The sequence below is a fragment of the Haloarcula sp. 1CSR25-25 genome, from assembly GCF_032027985.1.
Taxonomy (GTDB): Archaea; Halobacteriota; Halobacteria; order Halobacteriales; family Haloarculaceae; genus Haloarcula.
Genome location: NZ_JAHYBW010000002.1, coordinates 185,076 through 209,866 on the forward strand (window position 1 = coordinate 185,076; position 24,791 = coordinate 209,866).

Here is a 24,791-nt window from a genome sequence, read left to right on the forward strand (position 1 = left end):
AGGTTGGTCCTGTTCGGAACGGATACCGCGTCAGAGACATCGGGGTACCTCCTACATACCTCTGCGCGGACTCCCGTCCGAACCGTGTATATCGAACGAACGTTCGGTCGCCTATCAACGTTGTGGTTCGGTGACAGAGGGAAGGTATTTACAGCCCGAACGAATATTCGGTCGGGATGAGTGATGGAATTCCGTTCGCCGGGGAGCCAGCGGACTCCCACGAGGCGATAATGCGAGCCACGTTCCGTGCACTCCGGGAATACGGGTACGCCGGACTTTCGATACAGCGAATCGCGGACGAGGCCGACCTCAGCAAGTCGACGTTCTATCATCACTTCGACGGCAAGGAGGACCTGCTGCTGTCGTTTCAGGAGTTCATTCTCGCGGAGTTCAACCGCATCTTCCAGCTGGAGTCGACCGGCGACCCCGAGCAGGACATCAAGACCTTCGTCAGCCTGATTCTCGACGACTTCCCCGACTGCGTCGATACCCCGGACAAGAACGCAGTGCTCGGGTCCTACGTCGAGATGCGCGCACAGGCGGTCCAGAACCCCGATTTCCGCGAGAAGTTCACCGAGACGGACAAGCTGTTCGCACGGCAGTTCGCGGGGATAATCGAGGACGGCATCGAACAGGGCGTCTTCGCCGACGTCGACCCCGAAACGGTTTCGCAGTTCATGATCACGATACTCGACGGCGTGATTCTTCAAAACGCAACGCGCAACGACGACCCTATCTCCGGGGTGCGAGACACCATCGACGAGTACATCGAAGAGACGCTCATCCTCGACACCTAGCTCCGGCTGATAGACTGGTGGGTCTCCTTTAGCTCCTCGAAATCGTCGTTCTCGGCCTGTAGTACCCACTCCAGTTCGATGGCCCGTTCCTTCAGCTCGGTGTACTCCGCGTTCGATTCCAGTTGTGACGCGGACTTCTCGCGTTCCAGTACGGCGAGCTTCGAGGAGATCCGGAAGTACTCGTCGAGCCTGTCGTCCCCGTCGGCGCGGTCGAGGTGCTGGTCGAGCGTCGACAGGAGCGTCGACTGGTCGACCGGCTTCTGGAGGTAGTCGTCGAAGGGCATCTCCAGGATGTTCAGGTCGGCGTCCACGGCGGTCAGCATGATGACGACGCCGCCGTACCCGCGTTCACGCAGTCGCGTGAGCACGTCGTCGCCGTGCACGTCGGGCATCCGCCGGTCGAGCAACACGGCGTCGAACTCCGGCCCGGCAGTGTCGAGTGCCGCCTGCCCGCTGTACGCCACCGCGGTCTCGTAGCGCTCGTCGAGTTTCAGGGCCTGGGTGTCGGCGACGTCCTGTTCGTCGTCGACGACGAGCACACGCGGCGGACCGGCAGTAGTTCTGGACACGCTAGTAGCCCTCTCTAAGACTGGCGACTGTATATGTTTTATCAGCGGTCGGGGCGGACACACCGGGGCGATTCACCGGCGGCGCGCTCTCGAAAAGCGTTAACCCGTGGCCCATAGAGTATATACCGATGAGAAAGTCGTCGACCGACGCGGGGGGCCGACACCGCCTCGGGAGCCTCGCGGCCGTGGTCGGTTGGATCGGGGTAGGCGCGGTCGTGCTCGCGACCGTCGCGCTGGTGGTGCAGTCGGTGTTCTCGCTGGGGCTCTCCCAACAGGTCACCGTCGGGCTCGGCCTGGCGCTCGGTGGTGGGGTGGGCGGCGTCTCCTATCTCCTGTTGACTGATTCGCCCGGCGAGACCGCCGACGAGACGATGACCGTGTCCGCAGACGCCGAGGGGACGGCGGACCCACAGCCGATTGACCTCTTCGACGGGCACCCGGACCCGGTGCTGTACTTCGTCGACGAGGGCCACGGCCCGATCGTGCGTGCGGCAAACGAGGCGTTCGGGGCCACCTTCGACGTGCCCGCCGACCGGCTCAACGGGACGGCGCTCTCCGAGGCCCTGCTCGTGGCCGGCATCGATGAAGTCGACGCCGAGACGGTCAGCACGACCGACCTCGATGTCGTGGCCCTCTCGACGGCACACGAGGAACCGCGGCAGTTCCGGTTGCGGACGGCCGGCGTCCCGTCGACCGGCTATCTCCTGCTCACACCGCAGGGAAAGGCGACCGACTGAGCGGTCGGCGGCGTAACGGAACTTTAAAGATTCCATCACGGCGAAATTCTGGATAGGAATGCTCGCGTCACCGCTGCAACTCATCGATAGTTTCCTGCTGAACTACACCATCGGTGATGTCCTGCTATTCGGCTTTGTGGGTGGGCTCGTCGCGATTCTCCCGCAACGCTCGCTCCGAATGCTGGGGCTGCACACGATTGCGCTGGGCGCGTTGCTCGTGATCACGCCGGCGTCGGCGATGGAACCAAACAGCGGGAGCATCCTCGCCTCGTCGTTCCAGTACAAACTGTTCGGCCTCGTTTTGCTCGTCCTCGCACCGGTGCTGTACGCCGTCGGCCGGCGTTAGGCCAGCTTGTCCAGTGCGGTAAAGAAGTCAAGCGGCGGCCCGGCGAGCCGGACCGGTTCGCTCGCACGCGAGAGGGTCACCCGCTCCGGCGGGACCACGTCTTTTCGGACCCGACCGTCACTGACGACGACGCCGCTGTCGGCGTCCGTGAGTTCGACGACGATTTCGCTGTCAACGTCCACGACCAGCGGCGGCGTCCCTGTTTCGCCCGCCATCCCCGTGATGATGAGGCCCGCAACGTCGGGGTGGACCAGCGGACCGCGTTCGCTGAGATTGTACGCCGTCGATCCGGTGGGCGTCGCCACGAGCACGCCGTCGGCGTGGCCGGACGTGTACAGCGAGCCGTCGACGTACACGTCGAGTGTCGCCCCGCCGCCGTGACCGCGGCGCTCGCTCTGGACGACGACTTCGTTCAGCGCCGGCGAGAGCTCCCAGTCGTCGCCCCTGGCCTGGAGCCGCGGCTTGGCCCGCGTCCTGGCGCTGCCGGTCTTCTGGATGTGCTCGACCTCCGCGACGACCGTCTCGACGGCTTCCTCGGGCGCGATGGCGTTCAGGAAGCCGACCTCGCCGAGATTGACCCCCAGTATCGGCGTCGACCCCGCGCCCCGGGCCGCGTACAGAAAGGTTCCGTCGCCGCCGATGCTCACGACAAGGTCACATTCAGACATCTCATCGACCGGGGCCGAATCGGGCACGGCGGCCTCCCACGCGTCGTGGCTACCCAGCGCCCCGGCGGTCGTTTCGTCGACGACGACGGCCGCCGACGTGGCACGCAGTCGGTCACACAGTGTACTCGCAAGCGACATGGCCCGGTCGTTATCCCGCTGCGCGACGATCCCGACAGTCATTGCCCGGAGGTTCCGGCCGACCGTACATAAACCCTCTACGACGGCAATTATATCAGTCCCGACGCGTATCCCCTTCCATGAGCCGTTCGTGTGGCTGGTGGTCGTGCGTATGAGTGGGGACGACGAGTCCGGCGACGACTGGTTCGAAAGCGCGCTGGACGACGAGGGCGGCGACGGCGAATCGAGAGATGCGCCGCCGACATCGGAAAGCGACGCCGAGGAGTCGGCGTCCGCCGACACCGGGCTCTTCGGGGACGACGGGCAATCCGAGCGCAGTGGTGGCGAAAGTCCCTTCGACGACGACGGCAGCTCTGCCTTCGGGGAGGAGAGTACCAGCAGTCCGTTCGACGACGGCGGCGATTCCTCCAGTAGCGGCGGCGGTGGACCCGCCGGTACAGCCGCTGGGACTGCCGGCGACGATGACGGCGGCGGGCTCTTCGACGACGACTTCGCCACCGCGTTCGAGTCCGCCGGCAGCGGTGACGGTGACAGCGATAGCGGCTTCGAGGAGGAGTTCGAGTCCGACATCCCGCGGGTCGACATCGGCATCGAGGGCCTCGACCAGATGATACAGGGCGGGATTCCACAGCGACATCTCGTCGTCACCATCGGCTCGGCCGGCACCGGGAAGACGACGTTCGGCCTGCAGTTCCTCCACCACGGCCTGCAAAACGGCGAGAACGCCGTGTTTCTGACCCTGGAACAGTCCCACGATGCGATACTGAACACCGCCGATGACCGCGGCTGGGGGTTCGAAGCCTACGAAGAGCAGGGCCAGCTAGCGATTGTCGACCTCGACCCGGTCGAGATGGCGAACAGCCTCGACAACATCCGGGGCGAACTCCCGGACCTCATCGAGAAGTTCGGCGCCGACCGGCTGGTGCTCGACTCCGTCTCGCTGCTTGAGATGATGTACGACGACCAGTCCCGGAGACGCACAGAGGTGTTCGATTTCACCCGGTCGCTGAAACGGGCCGGCGTGACGACGATGCTCGTCTCCGAGGCCAGCGAGACTAACCCCTTCGCGTCCAGACACGGCATCATCGAGTACCTGACCGACGCCGTGTTCATCCTCCAGTACGTCCGGTCGGAGGCCAGCGAGACGCGGCTCGCCGTCGAGATACAGAAGATACGGAACGCGAACCACTCGCGGGAGACGAAACCCTACGAGATAACGAACGACGGCATCTCGGTCTACCAGCAGGCCAACATCTTCTAAACTGTCGCCGTCCCGACCGACTCCGATTCTTCCTGCTCGTCGAGTGCGGCGTTGTAGCCGCCGGCCCAGAGGTCAGTCGCCACGACCGCCACGTAGAAGGTGGCGAACGGGCTGAGAATCACGGCGACGAGCGAGCCGACGAACGGGATGACGTTGAGCAAGTTCACCGCGACGTTGACGGCGATGAACAGGGCAACCGAGACCAGCCACGGCGTCGCGTACTCCGCCGACAGGACCAGCGTCCGTAGCGTTCCGAAATCGAACCCGGCACCGAACTCGCCGGTACAGGCGAAGTGGATGATGGCCGCCGTCGCAACGTAGCCAAACAGCAGCGACAGGACGAACGACACCACCAACCCGCCGAACAGGCCGGCCAGGCCGGCACCCGCCCCGGCGCGGGTACCGGTCCCCATCGCGAGCAGGCTGCCCCCGACAGTCACCCCGAACACCACGAGCGGGACGAGCATGTACACGATGCCGATGACCCAGGCCTTGAGGCCGTCGACGAACAGCTCGCCCCAGTTCTCGAACGCCGGCGGCCGTGTCGCCCCCTCGGCCCGCTCGCGAACCGCCCGAACGAGATAGCCGTACACCAGGATGCCGGGTACGACGAGAACCGAGAGGAGGCTGAGGACGCCACCGACGAGGGCGGTCACGATCCAGTCGTCGTCTTCCATGGGGTATCTGAGTGCGTCGTCTATCGAATCCATGTTTATTGGTCACATCCCTCTCAGTTAGTTACAGGCACCTTGCCGGGCTATTCGCTCGGCTTACCGACCTGCGACGGGGGAGCCCGTGCTCTAGCGCGGGACGAATCCGACACTACCTTTCAGGGCTTGCGGAACCAATAAATCATAACCGGGCGACACGTCGGATATGGTACTACTCGTGCCCTTTGACGGCTCGGACCTGTCGAAAGCCGCGCTAAAGCGGGCGACGGAGTTCGCGGACTACCGCGAGGAGGACATCACTGCGCTGTCAGTCATCCCGGACGATGCGGAGTACGCGCGGGAACGTGGCTGGCTCGACGCGGACGAGGCGTTCGACGTCGCGGCCATCGCCGACCGGATGCGGGAGCAGGCCGAGACGATAGCCCCGAGGGCATCGTTCCGCTACGAGGTCCCGGAGGACGTGAGCTCGATTGCCTCGACGACGACGGATATCACCCGGACCATCAGAGAAGTCGCTCACGAGGAGGGTGCCTCAATCGTGTTCATCGGCAGCGAGAACGCCGGGCGGGTGTCGACGCCGGTCTGTAGCGTCGGCTCACCGGTGTCGAACGACCCCCACTACGACGTCCACATCGTCCGGCACCCGAAGGCTACCTGACGACCGTCACGGGAACGGATGCCCGTCTGACGACGATCTCGGCGACGCTGCCCAGCAGGATACGGGACACTCCCGAGCGGCCGTGGCTCCCCATGACGACCTGGCTGATGTCGTGGTCGTCCGCGTACTCCACGATGACCTTCGTCGGTCGACCGACCTCGATGACGCGTTCGACTGACTCGACACCGGCTTCGGTCACCGTCGCTTCGAGTTCGTCGAGCAGCTCATCCGCTGTGGCTTCCTGTTTCTCATACCACTCCTCGGAGAAGGACGGAATCGACGCCTCCGCGCTGTACCCGGCCTCTGCGGGGTTGATGACGTGCAACAGAACGACCGTCGCGTCCGGATACTCCTCGGCTACGAACTCACAGGCTGCCGCCGCTTGATCGGAACTGTCGACCGGGACGAGTATTCGCTTTGCCATACGCTCCTTTCCCCCGGAGTCGGTTTGAATCTTCGGCCCGCTGCAATCAACGAGCCGGCCTGCGATTTGTCAGTCTCGGCCGTGGCGGGTCACACACGTCGACAGGCCAATGAGTTCGACTGGCTCGGAGTTGTCGGGCGAGTAGACGACCCGCTGGCCCTTCTCCATGTAGGGGACCTTCGACTCCAGGTTACTGGGGATGTTGACGGCGGAGATGGCGTCCTCGTCGCCGAGATTGAGCACCATCGTCGTGTTGATCTGCTTGAACACCGGGCCGGCGATGTCCTGGGGGTCCTGCGTGATGAGATACAGGCCCAGACGCTCCTTGCGGCCCTGCTTGGCGGCCTCGGTGAACTTCCCGATGACCTTGCGGGCCTGGACGCTGTCGGCGTCGGTGAGGAAGTTGTGGGCCTCGTCCATCCCGAGGACGAGGGGCGTCTCCTTGATGCGGTCGTAGGTCGGGTCGTTGGAGAGCTTCTGGTCGATGAGCAGGCTGGAGACGGCCAGCACGATAGTCGAGGCGGTCCGGGAGTCCGTGATGTGGTACGTCGGGATGACCGTCAGCCCGCCGTCGCGGACGAACTGCGATATCTGGTCGGTGATGGGGCGGGCGTCCTGATCGAAGACGGCGCCGAACCCCTGGACGCGCCGCTTGACGGCGTCGAACGTGGCCTCGTGTACGTCGCCCGCCTCGTCCAGTTCCTCCTTGAGCGCGGGGTCTCCGAGGAAGGTCCGGAAGTCGCTGTACGTGCCGCCCTCGCCGTATTCGCGCTCGAACCGCGGGAGCAGCGTGTTCACCAGCGCGCCGTACTGGTTGTCGTTCAGGCTCGACCCCGCGATGAGCCAGGGGTTGTCGTGGACCAGCGAGAACGGGATGGTGAACTCCACCTGTTCGGCGCGGTGGTGGCTGGCGTTGTAGTCGGCCCCGGCCACCTTCGGGACGAAGGCGATGGTGTCGTCGTGGCCGCCGTAGGCGACCCCCTCCCGCTCGCAGCGCCGTTCGAACTCGTCGGTCATCGCGGGGTTGTCGTCGTGCATCTGGGCGTACTCGTCCTGGGGGTCGAACTGCACGACCGCGAGTTCGGGCGTCCGGCCGTCGCCCATCTCGTAGGTCCGGCCGAGATACTGCCGCAGGACGTTCTTCGAACTGTGGGTCTTCCCGGACCCGGTCCCGCCGGCGACGAGCGTGTGCCGGAACACGAGCGGGTCGCCGGCGTCGTAGTCGTCTTTCAGTCGGTAGTCGATGGTCGGCGGCTCGGCGGCGGTGCGGACCTTCTCGCCGCCGACGGCGAGATGGCCCAGGAAGACGCCGTCCTCGGGTATCTTTAGGCCGGTCTTTATCTCGGATTTGTCGGTGGCCTCCCGGACGACGGTCTCGGGTTTGGGCACCCGGTCGGTCATCCGCCGCTTGAGTTCGCCGCCGTCGCTGTACAGCACCGCGACCGGCTCCAGTTCCGCGATGAACTTGAAGTCCCGCTCGTCGATGCCCCGCTCGCGCATCGCCCGCCGGGCGTGGATCTCGGTCGCGTCGTCGGCGTGGAACTCCTGGGCGTACTCCAGGGCCTTGATGCGACAGAACAGGCGCTCGCCGCCTGCGGGCCTCTCGGCCCGCTTCTGGTCTGGCGGCGAACCCGCCCCGCCCGGATAGGGGGCGAGCAGATACGTCCCGATACGCAGGCGCGAGCGGTTCCGCGCGGTCACGTACGCCCGCAGGACCGTCTCGTCCGCTTCCTCGCTGATTCGGAGGCCCTTTGCCGCCGAGAGGACTCCGAGACCGGTGTCCGCGCCCGCCGGCGCGACCTCCATCTCCTCGAAGTCGTCGTCAGTCGCGTCAGTATTATCCGTCGCGTCAACAGCCCGGCCGCCGTCGTCGGTCGCGTCGGCGGCCTCGTCGTCGTGGGTCTCGTCGTCGGCTGCCGCGTCGTCGCCGTCGAAATCAGTGAAATCCCCGAGGTCGGACATACCCCAGTCGAGGGTAGCCGGGGATTAACACCTTTCCCAAGCAGCGTGAAAGTGAAACCTTACCCGGGTGGCTGTCAACGGAGGCGTATGAAGCCGACGCGGGTGATGTCTTTCAATGTGCGGTACGACACCGCCGGGGATGGGCTGGACGGGTGGCCCCACAGGCGGCGGCTGGTGGCTGGAATCATCCGGTATCACAGCCCGGACATAATCGGGGTGCAGGAGGCGATGGCCCACCAGCTCCGGGAGCTAGAGGTGTTGCTAGACGGCTACGAGTGGGTCGGTGACCCGCGGGAATCCGTGGCCGTCGGCGGGGAGCACACGGCCATCGGCTACCGGACCGACCGCTTCGACTGCACGGCCACGAACACGTTCTGGCTCTCCGAACAGCCCGCCGAGCCCAGCAGCATCGGCTGGGACGCTGCGTATCCCCGCGTGGCGACCTGGGCCCGCCTCCGGGACCGCGACGCCGAGGCTGACCTGCTGTGTCTGAACACGCATCTGGACCACGAGGGCGCTGACGCACGGCTTTCGGGCATCGAACTGGTGCTCGACCATCTCGACTCCGTCGCCCGGGACACTCCCGCAGTGGTGATGGGCGATTTCAACTGCGTCGTCGGCGAGCCGGCCTACGAGCGGACCGAGGGCCACGAACTCCCGGACGGCCGCAGGCTCGTCGATGCCCGCGACATAGCGACGGTCACCCACGGCCCGACGACGAGTCGGACCGACTTCCACGACCTGCTCCCGGGGATGGGTATCGACCACGTGTTCGTCAGCGAGGACGTGACCGTCGACACTAGGGCGGTCGTCGCCGACCGCGACGACGACCACTACGGCTCCGACCACCTGCCCGTCGTTGTCGACTGCGAGCCCTGAGCGAGGGAGAATCTTTTGCCGCTGGGGCCCCTATATCGAACTATGTTGCTTATTCGGGGGACAGCAGGTGGGACGACGCTGACCGGGACGCTGTACGAACCGGGCGAGGACCCGCCCGAGTTCAACGGCGCGCCGGACGAGGGGACACCCTACGTCTGGGTCTGTGACGCCTTCTACCAGGTCGAAAGCGGCGGTCAGGTCCAGTCCATCGGCGACCGCGAGATACGAATCGCGTTCGAATCCCCGATGCCCCGCGGCTTCGAGACGCGGGACGCGGCCATCGACGCGGCCAAGGAACACGTCAGAACGCAGTTCGCCCGGCTCGGCGTGGCCGGCGAGACAGTCGACGTGACGGTGCAGCAGGCCGAGACGGCGTAGCTTTTCAGATCTGGTGAACCGCGGTCCGTTTTCTGGGTCAGCGAACGACCGTTGACTTATACCACGGCGGCGGGTGAACCTACCGCGTGTGGCCGAGGATCCGTCCCCGACCGAGGTGTTTGCCCTCCTCGATGACGACTACGCTCGCGCGCTCCTTGCAGCCACGAGTCACAGACCGATGACTGCAACTGAACTCAGCAACGACTGCGACATGTCACTCTCGACCGTGTACCGCCGCCTGGATGCACTCGAAGACTGCGGCCTCGTCACTGCCCGAACGCGCCTCGCTGACGACGGCCATCACGTCGACGTCTACGAGGCACAGATGGACGAGCTCACCGTGTGTCTCACCGACGGGGCCTTCGACGTCAGCCTCTCCGTCGAGTCGACGACACACGAGTTCGCCGACGCCCTAGTCGACCTCTGGGAGGGGCTCTAATGGAGTTTGCCGGCCTCTCCGACGAAATGTGGGTCTCCGTGAAAATCACTGTCCACCTCGCACAGACGGGGCTGGGGCTGTTCATCGCCACACTGGCGCTCGTCGGCTACCGTCGACAGCGGACCCGTTCCATGCTCGCGCTGGCTGTCGGAATCAGCCTCCTCACCTTCGTCTCGTACCTCGTCACGCTCGCGGCGGTCCGCGTCGTCCCACCGGTCGCGCTACCGATTCCGAGTACCCTGACCGAGAGCGTCGGACTGCTGTCTATCCTGTACGCTATCGTCCTGGCCCGTCGCGGATAGCCCGCTTCAGAACGATTCCTCGACGGCGCCCCACCGGATGTCGTTGAACTCCCGCTCGCGGTCGGTCTCGAACGTCCGCTCGATGCGGCGGGTGAGCTCCTCGCTGCCCTGCCGGTCGATTTTGGCGAGCTCGTCGGCCTTCCCGATGGCCAGTGGCGGCCCCTGTTCCCGGGCCACGTCGTGGAGAATCTGTCGCGTGAGCTTGGCCCGACACTCCGGGTCTCTGGTGAACGCGTAGGGGGCCTCGACGCGGAACACGAGGTCGGAGCGCGGGTCGTAGAGGACGAAGAAGGTCACCTCGTAGGACTCGGGGTCGAGCGACCGCTCGATGCCCAGCGCGTCGCCAGTGGCGGCCATGATGCCGTCGGTGCCGGCCCGCGAGCGGAACCAGTTCGTCGCAGTGAGACAGTCGGTCCGTCGCTCACCCTCGTCGTCGCGGCGCTCCAGGATCCGGCGGAAGAAGGCGGTGTCGTTCACCCACGGGGCGTTGGTCTTGCGCCGCAGCGCTCGCGTGAGGGCCTTCGTCGAGGAGTTCTTGATGAACCCGACCAGGGGCACGTCCCGCTCGACGAACCGCTCGACGAGGTCGACGTAGTTGTTCACCACCGTCTTCGGGCGGTCGTCCTCCGCGAGCAGGTCGGCCAGTTCGGTGTCGCGGTCGGCCCAGCGGAGCACGCCGGTGGGGTAGATGGGCCCGTCGAGGATGAACAGGTCCTCGACCACGTCGGCGTTGGTCAGCGCGTGCTGGCTCTCCGCCAGGTACAGCGCCAGCGCGTGCACGACCCGCTGTTCGTAGCGGTCGACCTGTGGCACGTCGAGGACGCGCCGCTTGGCGTAGCCGCGGTCCCCGCCCTGCCAGTCGCCGTCGAACCCCAGCGTCGCGTCGTTCGAGTGGACCGCCATGATAATCGTTCGGCCGCGGTGGAGTTCGACGTCCGAGGGCACGCTACCCATCGCCGCCTGCGCCACGTCCAGCACCAGCCCGTTCTTGAACGTCGTGGGGTTGATGGTACCCGAGTCCAGCCCGTGCTGGGTCGGAAACGGCGGGTCCGCCAGCGCGATGTCCTCGACAGGGACCTTCCGGCGGCGCTGCTCGTCCAGTGGCTCCAGAATCTCCGTCCCGTCCTTCCACAGCGGGTCGAGAAAGTTGTCCCACACCTCCTCGGCGGCTGCCTCCTGGTCGCTCGTCTCGACGGTCTCGCGCACCTGCCCGGCGAGTTTGGCGATGCCGTCGACGTGGACCGGGTCCAGCGTCATGCCCGTGCGTTCGCGGGAACGGGCATAACCCTTTGGTCGCCCGCCGATTCGGCGCTTACTCCTTGCCGGTGGTCGCCCGCCGATTCGGCGCTTACTCCTTGCCGGATTCTTCCCGGAGCAGGCGCTCGATGGCCTCTGCGATCTCCTCGTAGGACTGCATCGTCAGGCCGTCCGTGGTGATGAGCACGCCCTGTCGTTCGGTCGTCGCCCGGAGGAGGTAGCCGTTGGAGAACGCACGCACGGTAAAGCGGTAGTCGCCCAGTTCGGACTCCTGGTATGCGTTCTTGGTCTGTTTGTACCCCTGCCACTCGTGGCCGACGAAGTCATTCAGGTCGGCGTCCTGTTCGAGGTCCCCCCGCAGGTAGAGTTGCTCGAAGTTCGCACGTGTGAAATACGTCACTGACCGGAGCGAGTCGCCCGTCGCCGTCCGGGCTGTCGTGACGATTGCGTCGGCCAGATCGTCCGAGAGAATGTTCCGAGTCATGCCCGACCGAATGCGGGCCACCCTCTTAATTTCGGGGTTCTGAATATCCGCACCGATAGCGTGGCGTAGCACCACCAGAACAGCCGGATTCGGCACTATCGACCGTCACGCTCGGGCCTGACCGACAGTGTATTAGGTTGGTCGTGTGACCCTTTGGTATGGACGTCGGACTCATCATCCTGGACGGTTGGGGACTGAACCCGGACGACGGTGTCCGGGACGCCGTCGCCGCCGCCGACACGCCGAACTTCGACCGGTATCGCGACACGGGTGCAGCCTCGACGCTCGAGACCCACGGCCGCCGGGTCGGCCTCCCGGAGGGCCAGATGGGCAACTCCGAGGTCGGCCACCTCAACATCGGGGCCGGCCGCGTCGTCAAGCAGGCCTCCGCCCGTGTCAGCGACAGCATCGCTCGCTCGCGGGGGCAGTCGCCGCCCGACGACGCCGCACAGGACCCGCCGCTCTTCGAGAACGAGACGGTCCTGTCGGCCTTCGAGTACGCCGAGGAGCACGGTGGCCGGGTCCACTTCATGGGGCTGGTCTCCGACGGCGGCGTCCACTCCTATCAGGACCACCTTCACGCGCTCATCGAACTCGCCGGCGAGCGCGGCACCGACGCCGTCTCCCACGCCTTCACCGACGGCCGGGACACCTCGCCGACCGGCGGCGAGCACTATCTCGTCGACCTGCAGGCCCACGCCGAGGAGCACGGGACCGGCCACGTCGCCACCGTCTGTGGCCGGTACTACGCGATGGACCGCGACGAGAACTGGGAGCGGACCCGCCGGGCCTACGACGCCATCGTCCGCCGCGAGGGCGACCACCACGCCGACGACGCCGTCACGGCGGCCACCGAATCCTACGCCCGCGACACCACCGACGAGTTCATCGAACCAACGACCGTCGGCGACCACGCCGGCCTCGAAGACGGCGACGCGGTCGTCTTCTTCAACTTCCGGTCGGACCGCGCCCGGCAACTGACTCGTATGCTCGGCGACATCCGCCCGGAGGACTGGGGCGCCGACACCGAGCCGCCTGACATCCGGCTGGTGACGATGACCCAGTACGACGAGACGTTCGACCTGCCGGTCGCCTTCCCGCCGAACCAGCCCGAGGACGTGCTCGGCGAAGTAATCTCGGCAGCCGGGAGGACCCAGATTCGCCTGGCCGAGACCGAGAAGTACCCCCACGTCACCTACTTCCTCAACGGCGGTCGGGAGGTCGCGTTCGACGGCGAGAGCCGCGAGATCGTCGACAGCCCCGACGTGGCGACCTACGACATGCAACCGGAGATGAGCGCGCCGGAACTGGCCGGCACCGCTATCGAGTTCATCGAGGCCGAGGACCCCGACGCGATGGTCCTGAACTTCGCCAACCCCGATATGGTCGGCCACACCGGCGACTTCGACGCGGCGGTGACCGCCGTCGAAGCCGTCGACGAGCAGCTCGGCCGGCTGGTCGAGGCGATTCAGGCCGCCGGCGGCCACGTCCTCATCTGTGCCGACCACGGCAACGCCGACGACATGGGGACCGTCGAGGACCCCCACACGGCCCACACGACCAACCCCGTCCCGTTCATCTACCTCGCCCCCGACGGGACCGCCGGCGGACGGACCGCCCGCGACGGCGGGACGCTGGCCGACCTCGCGCCGACGATACTCATGCTCATGGGCGTCGACCAGCCGGAGGCGATGACCGGTACGCCGCTGGTCGAGTAGCGGGCGACGCGACCGCGCTATCCTTCCAGCACCGAGAGATACTGCGGCGGCACGCAGTCAGTCGTGTACGTCTCGGTCCCGCGCTTGACGACCCGGCGGTCGTCGGCCCGCATCGCCGCGGCGTCGACGACGAACACGACGGGGTCGGCGGCGTGGCGACGCCCCACCTCGCGGGCCGTTGTGACGGACTCCGAGAGGTGGACGGTCTGGCGACCCATCGGCCTCAGCCCCGCTTCACGTATCGACTCGGCGTTCTCCGGGGCGGTCCCGTGATACAGCGTCGCCGGGACTGGGTCGTCGGTCGCGTCGAGTGTCACTCCGACGGAGTGCCCGTAGGCCGCCCGGACCAGACCGTCGGCGGCCGCTGCACCCGTCTCGTCGTCGCCGCCCGTCCGCTCGAACCGCCCTTTCGGGTCCGTGGCGATGACACCCGAAAGCGCCTCGCCGTCTGCCCAGTCGTACTTCCGCTCGACTGCGGCGCGGAGGGAACCGAACGGCGTCCACCCTGCCTCGTCTACGTCGATGCCCGCGTCTCCGGGGAAGTGCCTGAGCGCCCCGGAGACGAACTTCGAGAGCTGTCGCCGCCGTCTGCCGTCGAGAACGTGCGCGCCCGCCCTGTCACAGACCGGGCAGGTGTCGCCCTCGAAGAAGCCGTCCTCGGGACACCGACGGACCGCGTCTGGCATGGTCGGGGATGGGCCGCGACCACACAAAAGCGTCACGCGGCTGCGAGCGACGCCCCGGCGACGTCTCCCGGATGCCCTCGTCGGCGGCTCCACGGTCGCTGCTGTGGCCACTGGCCTGAATGCTCCAGCGGCCGCGCCGGGCATTTTCAAGTGGATACAGTCACCAGTGGCCGGTAGCGAGATGCCGTCACCAACAGATCTCGAACTCGGAGGTGACCGGGCCGACGTGTATCGGTTCGTGGAACGGAACGGCCCCGTCGCGCCCGCCGAGGTGGCCGAAGCCATCAGCGTCGACCCCGAGCGGTTCCAGCACCACGTCTCCATTCTGAAACGCGACAACCTCATCGAGACCACCGGGGACGGGAGGCTCACCGTCGCGCTTCATCACGGTGAGACGGCCGAATACCACGAGGCCGGCGTCAGCTACGAGATACGGCCCTCCCGGCCGTCGGACCTCTCCGGCGTCGTCGGCACGATACGGGACGTCACTGGCGAGGCCCCGTATCTCACTGCGGCCGGCGTCGCGGAGCAACTGGCCTACGAGGACACGCTCGTCCGCTGGAGCCCAACCCGGTGTCGCGTCGTGTTCGTCGCCACGGTCGACGACGACGTCGTCGGCTGGGTCCACGTCGCGATGTCCGAAGTCGACGAGCTCGCGTCTACGGCCGAACTCACGCTCGGCGTGATGGAGACGTACCGCCGCCACGGTATCGGCAGTCACCTGCTCCACCGCGGGGTCGAATGGGCCGCCAGCCGCGGCTGCCGGAAGGTGTACAACAGCCTCCCGGCCGCGAACGAACGGGCAATAGACTTCCTGCAGGATGCCGGCTGGACGGTCGAGGCCGTCCGCGCGGACCACTACGAGATACGTGGGGAACTGGTCGACGAAGTGATGCTGGCCCGCCGGCTTTACTGAGACGGTCCGCCGGCGACCCCATCGCGTGACGAACAGCGAACACAGGGAGGGCGCCCGTGGCTTTATGATTATCTGCAGACAAGTGACCGCATGACAGTTACCGAACTGGAAGACTACGGGATGCTCCAGATGGACCGCGAGGACATCGAGAAGACCCTCGAACGGAAGAGCATCGGCGTGCTCGGCGTCCCGACCGACTCCGCGCCGCTACTGCGTCCACTCAGTTTCTGGTACGACGGCGAGTCCGCGCTCTACTTCGTGTACGTACTCGGCGCCGACAGCCGGAAAGTGACGGCGAGCGACCACGCGGACGCTGCCCGGTTTCTCGTCTACGACATCGAGACGACGTTCAACTGGCGCAGCGTCCTGCTGACGGGGACCATCGAGCGGGTCCCCGACGACGAACGCAGGGCGATAGAAGAACAGATAGACACCTCCTGGAAGCCAGACGTGTTCGAACGAGCGGCCGAGACGGAGGCCACGGCGCTGTACCGGTTCCGAATCGAGGACCGGACCGGTATCAAGCAACTCGAACTCCCGCCGGAACTCAGGACCGAATCCTCGACGAGCGGGCCGGAGTGACCGGGGCTCAACCCGTTCGGAAGGAGAGATCAAGCGTCGGCGCGGAGTGGGTCAGCGCCCCCATCGAGATGACGTCCACACCCGTTTCGGCGTAGGCCGGCACGTCCTCGACGGCGATGCCGCCGCTGGCCTCCGTGAGCGCATCGGCGTCTGCCGCCGCCACGAGGTCGACGGCCCGCTCGGTCTCGGCGGGGGACATGTTGTCCAGCAGGACGATGTCCGCGCCGGCCTCGGCGGCCCGCGGGGCGTCCTCCGGGGTTTCGACCTCCACGTCGAGGTTCGTCGCGAAGGAGGCCCGCTCGCGGAAGTGCTCGATGGCGTCGACAAGTCCCATCTCGGCGATGTGGTTGTCCTTGACCATCACCATGTGCGAGAGGTCCAGCCGGTGGGTGTCACCGCCGCCGGCCGCCACCGCACGCTTCTCGACGCCACGCAGGCCCGGCGTCGTCTTCCGTGTCCCGGCGATTCGCGGCTCCGCGGCGGCGTCGGCCGCCGCCGCGTCGACGGCGGCCCGCGTCTTCGTCGCCACGCCCGAGGCGTGGCCGGTGACGTTCACGGCGACGCGTTCGCCGCGGAGCACCGACTCGGCAGGGCCGTCGACGCGAAGCACCACGTCGCCGGGGTCGATGGCGTCCCCGGAATCGACCGGTGTCTCCACCGAACAGTCCAGATACTCGAACACCGCGCTGGCGGCGGCGAGGCCTGCGGCGACGCCGGAGTCTTTCGCTACCAGTCGCCCCGTAGTCTCGCCGGGCACGTCGTTGGTCACGTCGTGGTGGCCCACGTCCTCGCGGAGCCACCGCTCGACGTCAGCGTCGGTGAGCATCAGTCCGCGGTCTGCTCCCGGCGCTCGTCGCGCTCGCCGGGGACGAGGTTGTGCGTGCCGACGCTCTCCTCGTTCTCGGCGGCGTGGCGCGCGACCAGCAGAGCGGTGACGCTGGCGTGGCGGAGTTCGTACAGCGAGCGGCTGGTCCGCGTGCGGACGTAGGCGTCCACTTCGCCCTTGAGCCGCCGGAGGACGGCCATCGCGCGCCCGAGGTCCGCGGGGTCGCGCTCGACGCCGACGTTCTCGGCCATCACGCGGGTCAGCCGACGGAACTTGTCGCGGGCGAACCGCTCGGGCAGGTCCGGGTCCCGTTCGAGTAACTCCGGCGCTTCGATGGGGTCGGGCTCGGCCCCGGCGGCGTCTTCGCCGGCCCGCAGGCCCCAGACCAGCCCCTCGAGCAGGGACGTGCTGGCGAGGCGGTTCGCGCCGTGGACGCCGGTCCGGGCGCACTCGCCGACGGCGTACAGCCGGTCCAGCGTCGTTCGGCCGCGGTCGTCGACGCTGATGCCGCCACAGAGGAAGTGCTCGGCGGGCGCGACCGGGATGCCTCCGGCCCAGTCGATGCCGTACTCCTCGCAGCGCTGTGCGAGGTTCGGGAACTCCTCGGCGAAGTCAAGCGGCGACACGTCCAGCCTCACTTCCCCGGTCGCCTCCCGTTCGGCTTTGACCGCCCGGGCCACCACGTCCCGGGGGGCGAGTTCGGCGTCCGCGTGGTAGTCGGGCATGAACCGCTCGCCCTCGCCGTTGCGCAGCAGGCCGCCTTCGCCACGGACCGCTTCGCTGACGAGGAACGCCACGTCGCCCGCTTCGGCGGTTCCACCGCCTCCGTCCGGGCCACGGGGTGGCTCGCTCTCTTCCAGCACACACGCTGTCGGGTGGAACTGGACGTACTCCATGTCCGTGACCTCGGCTCCGGCGAGTGCCGCCATCCCGATGCCGTCGCCGGTCGTGTTCTCGGGGTTGGTCGTCCGCGGGTAGAGGTCACCGATGCCGCCGGTCGCCAGCACGACGCTCCCGGCGAAGCAGGGCGTTACCTCGCCGTCGGATTCGAGCATCGCGCCGTGGACGCGGCCCTCGTGGCGGACGAGTTCGAGCGCGGCGGTGTCATCAAGCACCGCCACGCCGTCGCGGTCGTCGACGTAGTTCAGGAACGGGACGTGGATGTGCCTGCCCGTCGAGGCGTCGACGTGGAGGATGCGGTCCTCGCTGTGGGCGGCCTCGCGGGTGAAGTCGTGACCGGAGCCGTTCCGGTCGAAGTCGACTTCGAGCGTGTCGAGCAGCACGTCCTCGACGGCCTCGTTGGCGTTCTCGACCAGCACGTCGACGGCGTCTGGGTCGGCGGTGCCGTCGGAGGCGGCCATGATATCCTCTTTGAACTCTTCGGGGGTGTCCCGGGAGATTGCGATGCCGCCCTGTGCCCACCAGGATGAGGCCCCTTCCGGGCGAGTCGCTTTCGTGGCGAGGGTTACGTCGTCGCCCTCGCGAGCAGCAGCGAGCGCTGCGGTCAGCCCGGCGATGCCAGAGCCGATGACCAGCACGTCGGTCGTAATCGGGTCGTCCGTCATGGTCAGATCTCCAGCATTCGGTCCATCGCGACCTGTGCCAGTTCCTTCTCCTCGGGCGCGACTTCGACGACGTTGCGCTCGCGGCCCTCGACCAGTTCCTCGAGCACCCACGCGAGGTAGTTCGGGTCGATCTGGCGCATGGCGTTGCAGTCCATGCAGGCGTCGCCACACAGCGGCACGACGTCCACCTCGGGGTGCCACCGCTGGAGGTGGTGGGTGAGGTGAATCTCGGTGCCGATAGCCCACGTCTCGCCGGGGTCGGCCTCGGCGACGGACTCACAGATTGTCGAGGTGGAGCCGGCCACGTCGGCGGCCTCGACGACCTCGCGGCGACACTCGGGGTGGACGATGACGTTCGCGTCGGGGTAGTCCTCGCGGATGGACTCGATGTGGTGCTCGCGGAACCGCTCGTGGACCTGACAGTACCCCTCCCAGAGGATGACGTCGTTCTCGACGGCGTCGGCGGCGTCGGTGCCCTCGGCGTCCCACGGGTCCCACTCGACGGTCTCCTCGGCCATGCCGAGCCGGTGGGCCGTGTTCTCGCCGAGGTGCTTGTCGGGCAGGAACAGCACCTTGTCGCCCGTCTCGAAGGCGTACTCGAAGGCCCTGTGGGCGTTCGAGGAGGTACAGACCAGGCCGCCCTGTTCGGCGCAGAAGGCCTTCAGGTCGGCGTAGCTGTTCATGTACGTGATTGGGATGATTTCCTCGTCGTCGTCGAGCGCCGCGGTCAGTTCCGCCCACGCGGCGTCGACCTGTAGCGCCTCGGCCATGCCGGCCATCGGGCAGGAGGCCTCCATCGACGGGAGAATCACGGACTGGTCGTCGTCCGTGATGATGTCCGCCGACTCGGCCATGAACGTCACACCGCCGAAGATTACGTAGTCGGCGTCGGACTGCGCGGCTTCCTTCGAGAGCTGGTAGGAGTCGCCGATGAAGTCGGCGTGTTCGACGATCTCCCGGCGCTGGTAGTTGTGGCCGAGGATGACCACGTCGTCGCCGAGGGCTTCGAGCGCGCGCTCGATGCGGTCGGTCCGCTCGTCCGCATCGAGGTCCCGGTACGCCGGCGGGAGCTGCTCGAGATTGTCGTACTTGAAGAGGCTGAGGTCCGTCTCGAACGCGGCAGTTTCCATTTCGGGCACGATGTAACCACCTGTCGGTACTCACGCTTCAGAACTACTACATGAAAAGATTTTATCTTCAACACTGGCTGTTGGTGGGCGATAAACTATTGAGTCGCAGAATGGTGGCCTATCGATTTTTATATCTACTTTTGGTGACTAACCCACTTCCAAATCTGATATTGGTGGGTGTGTGACTGTGAAACCGGACTTCAAGAAGCCCATCCATTCGGTACGGCCGTCCGTTAGATTCAGGCTCTGGAATCGAACACCACGTCGCCGTCACTGGCGGTCAGCGTGACGGCAATGTCCGAAATATCGCCGTCCGGCACCTCCCACGGCGAGGCTGCCAGCACGGCGAAATCCGCGACCATTCCCGGCGCGACTGTCCCCATACGGTCCTCGTCGAAGCCCGCGTACGCGGCTTCGGTGGTGTATGCCCGGAGCGCCTCGCCGACTGTCAGTCGCTGGCTCGGCTCCGGCCCGGTGACGGCCTGCTGGACGCCGTACAGCGGGGAGAGTGGCATGCAGTCGCTCCCGAAGGCCAGCCGCGCACTGGCGTCCGCGAGGTCGCGGAACCGGTTCGTCAGTCGGCGGCGCTCGCCGAGTCGCTCGTCGTACAGGCCGCCCGGCGCTGCCCAGCGGTGGAAGTTCGGCTGCGCCGAGACGACCAGCGGCGACGCTGCCAGCCGGGCCACCAGGTCGCCGGTGAGGACCTCGGCGTGTTCGACGCGATGGCGCTGGTCCGCGGCGTCGACGGACTCGATGGCCGCGAGCAGCGCATCGATGGCCGCGTCGCCGATAGCGTGGGCGGCGAACTGGAGGCCCGCGTCGTCGACTGCGGCCACCAGCTCTCGGAGGGCGTCGGGGTCTGTCCGCCACTCACCGACGCTGTCGCTGTCGGCGTAGGGCTCCCGAAGCCGCGCAGTCCCGGCCCCGAGGGAGCCGTCGACGTACGTCTTGATTGCCCCCATTTCGACCCGGTCGCTACCGTGGTTCGTCGCCAGCCCGACCTCCCGGACCGCATCGAGGTGGTCCGCCCAGTAGTTGAGCCGCACCCGCAGTGAGAGCACGCCCTCACTATCCAGGTCGCGGTACACTCGTGGGGCGTGGGACTGGCGCACCATATCGTGGACGGCCGTGATACCCTCCGAGAGCGCCACCTCCTGTGCGGCCAGCAGGTACTCCCGGGTCTGCGTGTCGTCGGGCGCGACAGCGTCGAAGACGGCTTCGGCGGCTTCCTCGACGAGCACGCCTGTCGGCGCGCCGTCCTCGATGCGGACGCCGCTGTCGGGCAGGTCCAGGGCGTCCAGCGCGGCGTGGTTCACCGACACCGTGTGGAGGTCCTCGCGTGCGGCCGCCACGGGACGCTCAGTGCTCACCCGGTCCAGCGTCGCCGCCCGGAGTCGGTGACCGCCCCAGTCACTCTCGTCGTAACCAAAGCCCAGTATCCAGCCCTCGCCGTCGTCGGCCGCCAGCAGCCGGTCGATGCAGTCCTCCGGGCTGTCCGCCCTGGCGAGGTCCGCTTCGACTGCGCGCCGGCCGACGACCTCCAGGTGCGTGTGGGCGTCGACGAAGCCGGGCAACAGGACGCCGCCCCGGCAGTCGACGGTTTCGGCGTCCGCGGTCGACAGTTCCGCCGGGTCGCCGACGGCCGCGACAGTCCCGTTCGTCACCGCGACCGCTGCTGCCGGGTCCTCGCCGGACAGCGGCCGCACCTCGCAGTTCGTGAACACGCGGTCGACCATACGGAGTTCCCGAGCGGCGACTGCAAAACCGTTGGCCCGCCAAGAGCAACTGTTAGGGGTCCCGAAGCCACACCGGTCAGTATGACCGACTCCGACGTAATCGCGCTCGCAGAGCGCGTCCGCGAGGGCGAGTTGCGGCTCTACGAACTGGAAGCCCACGCCGACCCCGACACCGCGGCGGCGGCCCGCAGACACCTGCTGGCCGAGGAGACCGACGCGGACCTCTCTGCGGTCGGCGACTACACCTTCGACGCCGCCGACGCCGAGAGCAACATCGAGAACATGATCGGCGCGGCCCAGGTCCCGATGGGCGTCGTCGGCCCGCTGCCCGTCGACGGCGGGGCCGCCGAGGGCGACCATCACCTCCCGCTGGCGACCAGCGAGGGCGCGCTGCTGGCCTCGGTCAACCGCGGTGTCTCGACGATCCGGAACGCCGGCGGCGCGACCGCCCGCGTCCTCAAATCCGGGATGACGCGCGCGCCGGTGTTCCGCGTCGCGGACGTGGCCGAGGCGGGCGAGGTGTCGGCCTGGGTCCGCGAGCACGTCGACGCTCTCGCCGACGCCGCCGAATCGACGACCAGCCACGGCGAGCTACAGGGCGTGACGCCCTACGTCGTCGGCGACAGCGTCTTCCTGCGATTCTCCTATGACACCAAGGACGCGATGGGGATGAACATGGCCACCATCGCGACTGAAGCGGCCTGCGACGTCGTCGAGTCCGAGACGCCCGCCGACCTCGTCGCGCTGTCGGGCAACCTCTGCTCGGACAAGAAGCCCGCCGCAATCAACGCTATCGAGGGCCGGGGCCGGACCGTCGCCGCGGACGTGCTCATCCCACACGAGCAGGTCGAGGACCGACTCGATACGACCTCCGACGCTATCGTCGAGGCCAACACACGCAAGAACCTCGTCGGGTCGGCGAAAGCCGGCGCGCTGGGGTTCAACGCCCACGCCGCCAACGTCGTCGCCGCGGCCTTCCTCGCGCTCGGGCAGGACATCGCGCAGGTGGTCGAGGGGAGCAACGCCATCACGACGGTCGACGCCCGCGAGGACGGCCTGTACGCCTCGGTCACCATCGCGTCGCTGGAGGTCGGTACCGTCGGCGGCGGGACGGGGCTTCCCACGCAGTCCGAGGCCCTGGACGTGCTGGGCTACGGCGGCGGCGGCGACCCCGCCGGGAGCAACGCCGACGCGCTCGCGGAGGTCATCGCCGCCGGTGCGCTGGCAGGGGAACTGTCCCTGCTTGCCGCGCTCTCTTCTCGGCATCTCTCCTCGGCACACGCCGACCTCGGGCGGTAGCGCCGCCTCGGTGCGTCGTCACTGCCGGCGCTGGCTCACAAGAAAGCCGGCGCCCGCAACCAGCACGACGACGCCGGCCAGCAGGAGCGCTTCCCGCCCCAGCAGCGGGCCGAGCACCAGCAGCGCCCACGCGACGGCGAAGACGCCGTGGGCGATGGCGAACAGCCGCCGGCCGCGCCGGGCGAACACGACCGTTCCCAGCGCGAACCCGAGCGTCAGGACGACCGCCGAGAGCGCGACCGTGCTCACCCGCAGCGAACCGACGGCGACGGGTTCGACGACCGGCGTGACCAGAAACAGCAGGCCGGCGAGGCCGACGAGCGTGCCGACCGCGACGGGGCCGGGCTCTAGATCCAGCGTCGCGGTCATAGCAGCCGGTACTGCCCCCGGCTCTTGGACACGTCGCCGGCGCGAACGAGTTTGTCCAGCGCACGCCGGGTGTACGACGCGGGGACGCCGCGCTCTTCGGCGTAGGCCACGACATCGTCCTCGGTCGGCTCGTCCAGTTCCCGCAGCGCGTTCGTGACCGTCTCCTTGCGGCTTGCCCCGCCCGTCGCCCCCTGTTCGGCGCGGTCGGCGGCCGCCGACACGGCCTCGGTGTCGACTCCCGAATCCCCGAGGTACGTCTCGTCGTCCACGCCCGCGTCGTCGACCTGCCGCTCCATCTCGGCGTAGGAGGCAAGCTCCGCGAAGGCGTCGCCCTCCCCCTGGCGGTTGGCCAGCATCGACGCCCGCACCTCCCGTGCGTGGGCCTCGTCGTCCGTCTCGACGAACTTCCGGCGCTTTTCGTGCTTGCGGCGCGTGCCACACCGCGGACACTGGGTCGTCTCCGGTCGCCCCTCGGTGACCCACAGCGCGCTGCAATCACTACACCCGACGACCGCGTACATACCTCCCCGTCAGGGCCGGACGGTACTGAATCCACCGACAGCGAACGCGACGACAGTGTGCAGATCGGTGTTCGGACGGACGACCAGCCAGAACGGCCCACCCAGTAGCCGGTTCGATAGCGCGGGGGCTTTCTGGCTGATATCAGTCCGAATCAAGACAGAAACGAACGTTGCTAGCGGACGAACGCTTAGGTGGGCCGGGCGCGACACCACGGCGCATGGAGGAAGTACCACAGGCGGCCTGTGAGACAGTCGAGGCAGTCGACGGCGTTCACCTGACACAGATGGCCGTCGGCGAGCGGATGAGCGTCCAGGGGTTCCACATCGAACCCGGCGCGGCCGTCCCGGAACACAGCCACCGCCACGAGCAGGTCGGCTACGTCGCGGCGGGGACGTTCACCTTCCACGTCGACGGCGAGGAGTACGTCATCGGCCCCGGCGACTCCTACGTCATCCCGGGCGGGGAGCCACACGAGGCGCGCAACGACGGTGAGGAGCCGGTCCGCGGAATCGACGTGTTCAGTCCGCCCAGACCGAACCCGGACTGGCAGGACTAGTACTGTCGGCTGTCCGTCTGTGACGAATTTCGCCTCCGGGGTGGCGAATCTCTTGCAATAGGTACAGCCGACAGTATAACCACAACTGTTTGTGGCCTGCGACCGAATGGCAACCGATGACGCGGGCAGTGGCTGTCGTCGTGACGCTCGCGCTGGTACTCGCCGGCTGTTCGGGATTCGTCCAGCAGGATAGCACCGGGACGGTCACGCCGGCGGCGGTGCCGACCGACGGGGCCGGCTATCCGCCGGGCGTGAGCGAGGACGCAGTGGTCCCGTCGGCGCTTGCCAGCGCCCACGCGCGGACGCTCGCGACGAGCAATTACACGCTCGTCACCCGCCAGCGGGTCACCGACCGCAACGGGACGGTACTCCGGGAGTCAAACCACTCTCGAAACGTCGCAGCGAACGGGACGGTGTACGCCGGGCACTTCCGCCAGAGCGGCACGGAACTGAACACCTACACGAGCCGCATCGACTACTGGACGAACGGCAGTATCGTCGCTGCCCGGTACGACGAGCGCGTGAACCGGCCCAGTCGGGTCCGGTGGACCGTCCGCGATGACGGCCCGGTCTCGGATCTCCCGGAGCGCCGGACGATACTCGGGGTCGGGGAGTCCGTCGACCTCTCCGTCGCCGACAGGACCGACGGTGGCGTCGTCCTCGTCGGCACCCGGTTCAGGAACCCCGACCGGCTCGCGACGCCGCTGTTCGTCGGTGACCCCGGTAACGTCTCTGTCAGACTCCGCGTCAGCCAGGACGGCATCGTCGAGGCGCTTCGGCTGTCGTACCACGCCGAGCGGAACGGACAGCGGGTCCGTGTCCTACGAGACCTTCGGGTGACAGATATTGGGTCCACGACAGTCGTCCGGCCGGAGTGGGTCACAAACACCACCCGGCGGTCGCTTCAGGAATAACC

Annotated in this window: 29 protein-coding genes; 15 read left to right on the plus strand and 14 right to left on the minus strand. The window is 67.4% G+C overall.

Annotated features, from left to right (window positions below):
• Positions 1 to 176 precede the first annotated feature (176 nt).
• Positions 177 to 797 carry a TetR/AcrR family transcriptional regulator gene (locus tag KZ498_RS05965; protein WP_312617644.1) on the plus strand — a complete coding sequence of 207 codons (621 nt, stop codon included), beginning with the start codon at positions 177 to 179 and terminating at the stop codon, positions 795 to 797.
• Here KZ498_RS05965 and KZ498_RS05970 read toward each other — a convergent pair.
• A complete protein-coding gene (locus tag KZ498_RS05970) occupies positions 794 to 1,336 on the minus strand; it encodes a response regulator (protein WP_312618502.1) in 543 nt (180 codons plus the stop codon). The genes KZ498_RS05965 and KZ498_RS05970 overlap by 4 nt on opposite strands.
• A 158-nt stretch (positions 1,337 to 1,494) precedes the next feature.
• On the opposite strand from KZ498_RS05970, the gene KZ498_RS05975 reads away from it, so the two are divergent.
• Together KZ498_RS05975 and KZ498_RS05980 are read left to right on the plus strand one after the other, a co-directional pair.
• Complete coding sequence (locus KZ498_RS05975) at positions 1,495 to 2,103, plus strand: hypothetical protein (RefSeq protein WP_312617646.1); 609 nt, start codon at positions 1,495 to 1,497, stop codon at positions 2,101 to 2,103.
• A 58-nt stretch (positions 2,104 to 2,161) separates the two neighbouring features.
• Positions 2,162 to 2,449 (plus strand): hypothetical protein, encoded by a 288-nt coding sequence (locus KZ498_RS05980; protein ID WP_312617648.1) that lies wholly within the window; start codon positions 2,162 to 2,164, stop codon positions 2,447 to 2,449.
• Here KZ498_RS05980 and KZ498_RS05985 read toward each other — a convergent pair.
• Positions 2,446 to 3,297, minus strand: coding sequence for an NAD(+)/NADH kinase (locus tag KZ498_RS05985; protein ID WP_312617650.1), 852 nt, complete (start codon positions 3,295 to 3,297; stop codon positions 2,446 to 2,448). The two genes, KZ498_RS05980 and KZ498_RS05985, sit on opposite strands and share 4 nt — an antisense overlap.
• Before the next feature lie 109 nt (positions 3,298 to 3,406).
• Here KZ498_RS05985 and KZ498_RS05990 point away from each other — a divergent pair, with 109 nt between their 5' ends.
• Positions 3,407 to 4,516, plus strand: a complete 1,110-nt coding sequence (locus KZ498_RS05990) for a KaiC domain-containing protein (protein WP_312617652.1) — start codon at positions 3,407 to 3,409, stop codon at positions 4,514 to 4,516.
• Here the strand turns inward: KZ498_RS05990 and KZ498_RS05995 are convergent.
• Positions 4,513 to 5,226, minus strand: coding sequence for a DUF4013 domain-containing protein (locus KZ498_RS05995; RefSeq protein ID WP_312617654.1), 714 nt, complete (start codon positions 5,224 to 5,226; stop codon positions 4,513 to 4,515). The two genes, KZ498_RS05990 and KZ498_RS05995, sit on opposite strands and share 4 nt — an antisense overlap.
• Positions 5,227 to 5,392: 166 nt before the next feature.
• Here KZ498_RS05995 and KZ498_RS06000 point away from each other — a divergent pair, with 166 nt between their 5' ends.
• On the plus strand, positions 5,393 to 5,845 hold the full coding sequence (locus KZ498_RS06000) for a universal stress protein (protein ID WP_312617655.1): 453 nt from the start codon (positions 5,393 to 5,395) through the stop codon (positions 5,843 to 5,845).
• On the opposite strand, the gene KZ498_RS06005 is transcribed toward KZ498_RS06000, so the two are convergent.
• Both KZ498_RS06005 and KZ498_RS06010 read right to left on the minus strand, forming a co-directional pair.
• Positions 5,838 to 6,269: a universal stress protein gene (locus tag KZ498_RS06005; protein ID WP_312617657.1), complete on the minus strand. Its 432-nt coding sequence runs from the start codon at positions 6,267 to 6,269 to the stop codon at positions 5,838 to 5,840. The genes KZ498_RS06000 and KZ498_RS06005 overlap by 8 nt on opposite strands.
• A 69-nt stretch (positions 6,270 to 6,338) precedes the next feature.
• Positions 6,339 to 8,231 carry an ATP-binding protein gene (locus KZ498_RS06010; protein WP_312617659.1) on the minus strand — a complete coding sequence of 631 codons (1,893 nt, stop codon included), beginning with the start codon at positions 8,229 to 8,231 and terminating at the stop codon, positions 6,339 to 6,341.
• An 87-nt stretch (positions 8,232 to 8,318) separates the two neighbouring features.
• Between KZ498_RS06010 and KZ498_RS06015 the strand changes: the two genes are divergently transcribed.
• The 4 genes from KZ498_RS06015 to KZ498_RS06030 all read left to right on the plus strand — a co-directional run bounded on the left by KZ498_RS06015 (position 8,319) and on the right by KZ498_RS06030 (position 10,229).
• A complete protein-coding gene (locus tag KZ498_RS06015; RefSeq protein ID WP_312617661.1) occupies positions 8,319 to 9,110 on the plus strand; it encodes an endonuclease/exonuclease/phosphatase family protein in 792 nt (263 codons plus the stop codon).
• Between the two features lie 42 nt (positions 9,111 to 9,152).
• Positions 9,153 to 9,488: a hypothetical protein gene (locus KZ498_RS06020; RefSeq protein ID WP_312617662.1), complete on the plus strand. Its 336-nt coding sequence runs from the start codon at positions 9,153 to 9,155 to the stop codon at positions 9,486 to 9,488.
• An 88-nt stretch (positions 9,489 to 9,576) separates the two neighbouring features.
• Entirely contained in the window at positions 9,577 to 9,927 is a 351-nt protein-coding gene (locus KZ498_RS06025; RefSeq protein WP_312617663.1) for a winged helix-turn-helix domain-containing protein, read from the plus strand.
• The gene (locus KZ498_RS06030; RefSeq protein ID WP_312617664.1) at positions 9,927 to 10,229 is read left to right on the plus strand and encodes a hypothetical protein; all 303 of its coding nucleotides are present in this window, start codon (positions 9,927 to 9,929) and stop codon (positions 10,227 to 10,229) included. Before KZ498_RS06025 ends, KZ498_RS06030 begins: the two co-directional genes overlap by 1 nt.
• Before the next feature lie 6 nt (positions 10,230 to 10,235).
• Here the strand turns inward: KZ498_RS06030 and KZ498_RS06035 are convergent, their stop codons facing one another.
• Entirely contained in the window at positions 10,236 to 11,486 is a 1,251-nt protein-coding gene (locus KZ498_RS06035; protein ID WP_312617666.1) for a DNA double-strand break repair nuclease NurA, read from the minus strand.
• A gap of 91 nt (positions 11,487 to 11,577) precedes the next feature.
• The gene (locus tag KZ498_RS06040; protein ID WP_312617668.1) at positions 11,578 to 11,970 is read right to left on the minus strand and encodes a hypothetical protein; all 393 of its coding nucleotides are present in this window, start codon (positions 11,968 to 11,970) and stop codon (positions 11,578 to 11,580) included.
• A 158-nt stretch (positions 11,971 to 12,128) separates the two neighbouring features.
• Between KZ498_RS06040 and gpmI the strand changes: the two genes are divergently transcribed.
• Positions 12,129 to 13,688, plus strand: coding sequence for a 2,3-bisphosphoglycerate-independent phosphoglycerate mutase (gene gpmI, locus KZ498_RS06045; protein ID WP_312617669.1), 1,560 nt, complete (start codon positions 12,129 to 12,131; stop codon positions 13,686 to 13,688).
• A gap of 17 nt (positions 13,689 to 13,705) precedes the next feature.
• Here gpmI and KZ498_RS06050 read toward each other — a convergent pair whose 3' ends face one another.
• Positions 13,706 to 14,374 (minus strand): RNA 2'-phosphotransferase, encoded by a 669-nt coding sequence (locus KZ498_RS06050; RefSeq protein ID WP_312617670.1) that lies wholly within the window; start codon positions 14,372 to 14,374, stop codon positions 13,706 to 13,708.
• Positions 14,375 to 14,555: 181 nt separating this feature from the next.
• On the opposite strand from KZ498_RS06050, the gene KZ498_RS06055 reads away from it, so the two are divergent.
• Entirely contained in the window at positions 14,556 to 15,290 is a 735-nt protein-coding gene (locus tag KZ498_RS06055) for a bifunctional helix-turn-helix transcriptional regulator/GNAT family N-acetyltransferase (RefSeq protein ID WP_312618503.1), read from the plus strand.
• A 90-nt stretch (positions 15,291 to 15,380) separates the two neighbouring features.
• Positions 15,381 to 15,872, plus strand: coding sequence for a pyridoxamine 5'-phosphate oxidase family protein (locus KZ498_RS06060; protein WP_312617671.1), 492 nt, complete (start codon positions 15,381 to 15,383; stop codon positions 15,870 to 15,872).
• 7 nt (positions 15,873 to 15,879) lie between these two features.
• On the opposite strand, the gene nadC is transcribed toward KZ498_RS06060, so the two are convergent.
• The 4 genes from nadC to KZ498_RS06080 all read right to left on the minus strand — a co-directional run bounded on the left by nadC (position 15,880) and on the right by KZ498_RS06080 (position 21,129).
• Complete coding sequence (nadC, locus tag KZ498_RS06065; RefSeq protein ID WP_312617672.1) at positions 15,880 to 16,698, minus strand: carboxylating nicotinate-nucleotide diphosphorylase; 819 nt, start codon at positions 16,696 to 16,698, stop codon at positions 15,880 to 15,882.
• Positions 16,698 to 18,263: an FAD-dependent oxidoreductase gene (locus tag KZ498_RS06070; protein WP_312617674.1), complete on the minus strand. Its 1,566-nt coding sequence runs from the start codon at positions 18,261 to 18,263 to the stop codon at positions 16,698 to 16,700. The genes nadC and KZ498_RS06070 overlap by 1 nt, the downstream gene beginning before the upstream one ends.
• 2 nt (positions 18,264 to 18,265) lie before the next feature.
• Entirely contained in the window at positions 18,266 to 19,393 is a 1,128-nt protein-coding gene (gene nadA / locus KZ498_RS06075; protein ID WP_312618504.1) for a quinolinate synthase NadA, read from the minus strand.
• Between the two features lie 239 nt (positions 19,394 to 19,632).
• Positions 19,633 to 21,129 (minus strand): amidohydrolase, encoded by a 1,497-nt coding sequence (locus tag KZ498_RS06080; protein WP_312617677.1) that lies wholly within the window; start codon positions 21,127 to 21,129, stop codon positions 19,633 to 19,635.
• A gap of 81 nt (positions 21,130 to 21,210) precedes the next feature.
• Between KZ498_RS06080 and hmgA the strand changes: the two genes are divergently transcribed.
• A complete protein-coding gene (gene hmgA, locus KZ498_RS06085; RefSeq protein WP_312617679.1) occupies positions 21,211 to 22,428 on the plus strand; it encodes a hydroxymethylglutaryl-CoA reductase (NADPH) in 1,218 nt (405 codons plus the stop codon).
• Between the two features lie 18 nt (positions 22,429 to 22,446).
• Here the strand turns inward: hmgA and KZ498_RS06090 are convergent, their stop codons facing one another.
• Together KZ498_RS06090 and KZ498_RS06095 are read right to left on the minus strand one after the other, a co-directional pair.
• Positions 22,447 to 22,797 (minus strand): hypothetical protein, encoded by a 351-nt coding sequence (locus KZ498_RS06090; RefSeq protein ID WP_312617680.1) that lies wholly within the window; start codon positions 22,795 to 22,797, stop codon positions 22,447 to 22,449.
• Entirely contained in the window at positions 22,794 to 23,318 is a 525-nt protein-coding gene (locus tag KZ498_RS06095; protein WP_312617681.1) for a DUF5817 domain-containing protein, read from the minus strand. Before KZ498_RS06095 ends, KZ498_RS06090 begins: the two co-directional genes overlap by 4 nt.
• 218 nt (positions 23,319 to 23,536) lie before the next feature.
• Between KZ498_RS06095 and KZ498_RS06100 the strand changes: the two genes are divergently transcribed.
• Together KZ498_RS06100 and KZ498_RS06105 are read left to right on the plus strand one after the other, a co-directional pair.
• Positions 23,537 to 23,875, plus strand: coding sequence for a cupin domain-containing protein (locus KZ498_RS06100; protein WP_312617683.1), 339 nt, complete (start codon positions 23,537 to 23,539; stop codon positions 23,873 to 23,875).
• Between the two features lie 116 nt (positions 23,876 to 23,991).
• Positions 23,992 to 24,789, plus strand: coding sequence for a hypothetical protein (locus KZ498_RS06105; RefSeq protein ID WP_312617684.1), 798 nt, complete (start codon positions 23,992 to 23,994; stop codon positions 24,787 to 24,789).
• The last annotated feature ends 2 nt before the right edge of the window (positions 24,790 to 24,791 follow it).

Coding starts and splice junctions, on each gene's coding strand:
- KZ498_RS06070 (WP_312617674.1), bottom strand. CDS start 18,263: ATGACGGACGACCCGATTACGACCGACGTGCTGGTCATCGGCTCTGGC.
- KZ498_RS06055 (WP_312618503.1), top strand. CDS start 14,556: ATGCCGTCACCAACAGATCTCGAACTCGGAGGTGACCGGGCCGACGTG.
- KZ498_RS05975 (WP_312617646.1), top strand. CDS start 1,495: ATGAGAAAGTCGTCGACCGACGCGGGGGGCCGACACCGCCTCGGGAGC.
- gpmI (WP_312617669.1), top strand. CDS start 12,129: ATGGACGTCGGACTCATCATCCTGGACGGTTGGGGACTGAACCCGGAC.
- KZ498_RS05965 (WP_312617644.1), top strand. CDS start 177: ATGAGTGATGGAATTCCGTTCGCCGGGGAGCCAGCGGACTCCCACGAG.
- KZ498_RS06035 (WP_312617666.1), bottom strand. CDS start 11,486: ATGACGCTGGACCCGGTCCACGTCGACGGCATCGCCAAACTCGCCGGG.
- KZ498_RS06015 (WP_312617661.1), top strand. CDS start 8,319: ATGAAGCCGACGCGGGTGATGTCTTTCAATGTGCGGTACGACACCGCC.
- KZ498_RS06005 (WP_312617657.1), bottom strand. CDS start 6,269: ATGGCAAAGCGAATACTCGTCCCGGTCGACAGTTCCGATCAAGCGGCG.
- nadA (WP_312618504.1), bottom strand. CDS start 19,393: ATGGAAACTGCCGCGTTCGAGACGGACCTCAGCCTCTTCAAGTACGAC.
- hmgA (WP_312617679.1), top strand. CDS start 21,211: ATGACCGACTCCGACGTAATCGCGCTCGCAGAGCGCGTCCGCGAGGGC.
- KZ498_RS06010 (WP_312617659.1), bottom strand. CDS start 8,231: ATGTCCGACCTCGGGGATTTCACTGATTTCGACGGCGACGACGCGGCA.
- KZ498_RS05990 (WP_312617652.1), top strand. CDS start 3,407: ATGAGTGGGGACGACGAGTCCGGCGACGACTGGTTCGAAAGCGCGCTG.
- KZ498_RS06050 (WP_312617670.1), bottom strand. CDS start 14,374: ATGCCAGACGCGGTCCGTCGGTGTCCCGAGGACGGCTTCTTCGAGGGC.
- KZ498_RS06040 (WP_312617668.1), bottom strand. CDS start 11,970: ATGACTCGGAACATTCTCTCGGACGATCTGGCCGACGCAATCGTCACG.
- KZ498_RS06020 (WP_312617662.1), top strand. CDS start 9,153: ATGTTGCTTATTCGGGGGACAGCAGGTGGGACGACGCTGACCGGGACG.
- KZ498_RS06000 (WP_312617655.1), top strand. CDS start 5,393: ATGGTACTACTCGTGCCCTTTGACGGCTCGGACCTGTCGAAAGCCGCG.
- KZ498_RS05980 (WP_312617648.1), top strand. CDS start 2,162: ATGCTCGCGTCACCGCTGCAACTCATCGATAGTTTCCTGCTGAACTAC.
- KZ498_RS06030 (WP_312617664.1), top strand. CDS start 9,927: ATGGAGTTTGCCGGCCTCTCCGACGAAATGTGGGTCTCCGTGAAAATC.
- KZ498_RS05995 (WP_312617654.1), bottom strand. CDS start 5,226: ATGGATTCGATAGACGACGCACTCAGATACCCCATGGAAGACGACGAC.
- KZ498_RS06090 (WP_312617680.1), bottom strand. CDS start 22,797: ATGACCGCGACGCTGGATCTAGAGCCCGGCCCCGTCGCGGTCGGCACG.
- KZ498_RS06060 (WP_312617671.1), top strand. CDS start 15,381: ATGACAGTTACCGAACTGGAAGACTACGGGATGCTCCAGATGGACCGC.
- KZ498_RS05985 (WP_312617650.1), bottom strand. CDS start 3,297: ATGACTGTCGGGATCGTCGCGCAGCGGGATAACGACCGGGCCATGTCG.
- KZ498_RS06105 (WP_312617684.1), top strand. CDS start 23,992: ATGACGCGGGCAGTGGCTGTCGTCGTGACGCTCGCGCTGGTACTCGCC.
- KZ498_RS06080 (WP_312617677.1), bottom strand. CDS start 21,129: ATGGTCGACCGCGTGTTCACGAACTGCGAGGTGCGGCCGCTGTCCGGC.
- nadC (WP_312617672.1), bottom strand. CDS start 16,698: ATGCTCACCGACGCTGACGTCGAGCGGTGGCTCCGCGAGGACGTGGGC.
- KZ498_RS06095 (WP_312617681.1), bottom strand. CDS start 23,318: ATGTACGCGGTCGTCGGGTGTAGTGATTGCAGCGCGCTGTGGGTCACC.
- KZ498_RS06100 (WP_312617683.1), top strand. CDS start 23,537: ATGGAGGAAGTACCACAGGCGGCCTGTGAGACAGTCGAGGCAGTCGAC.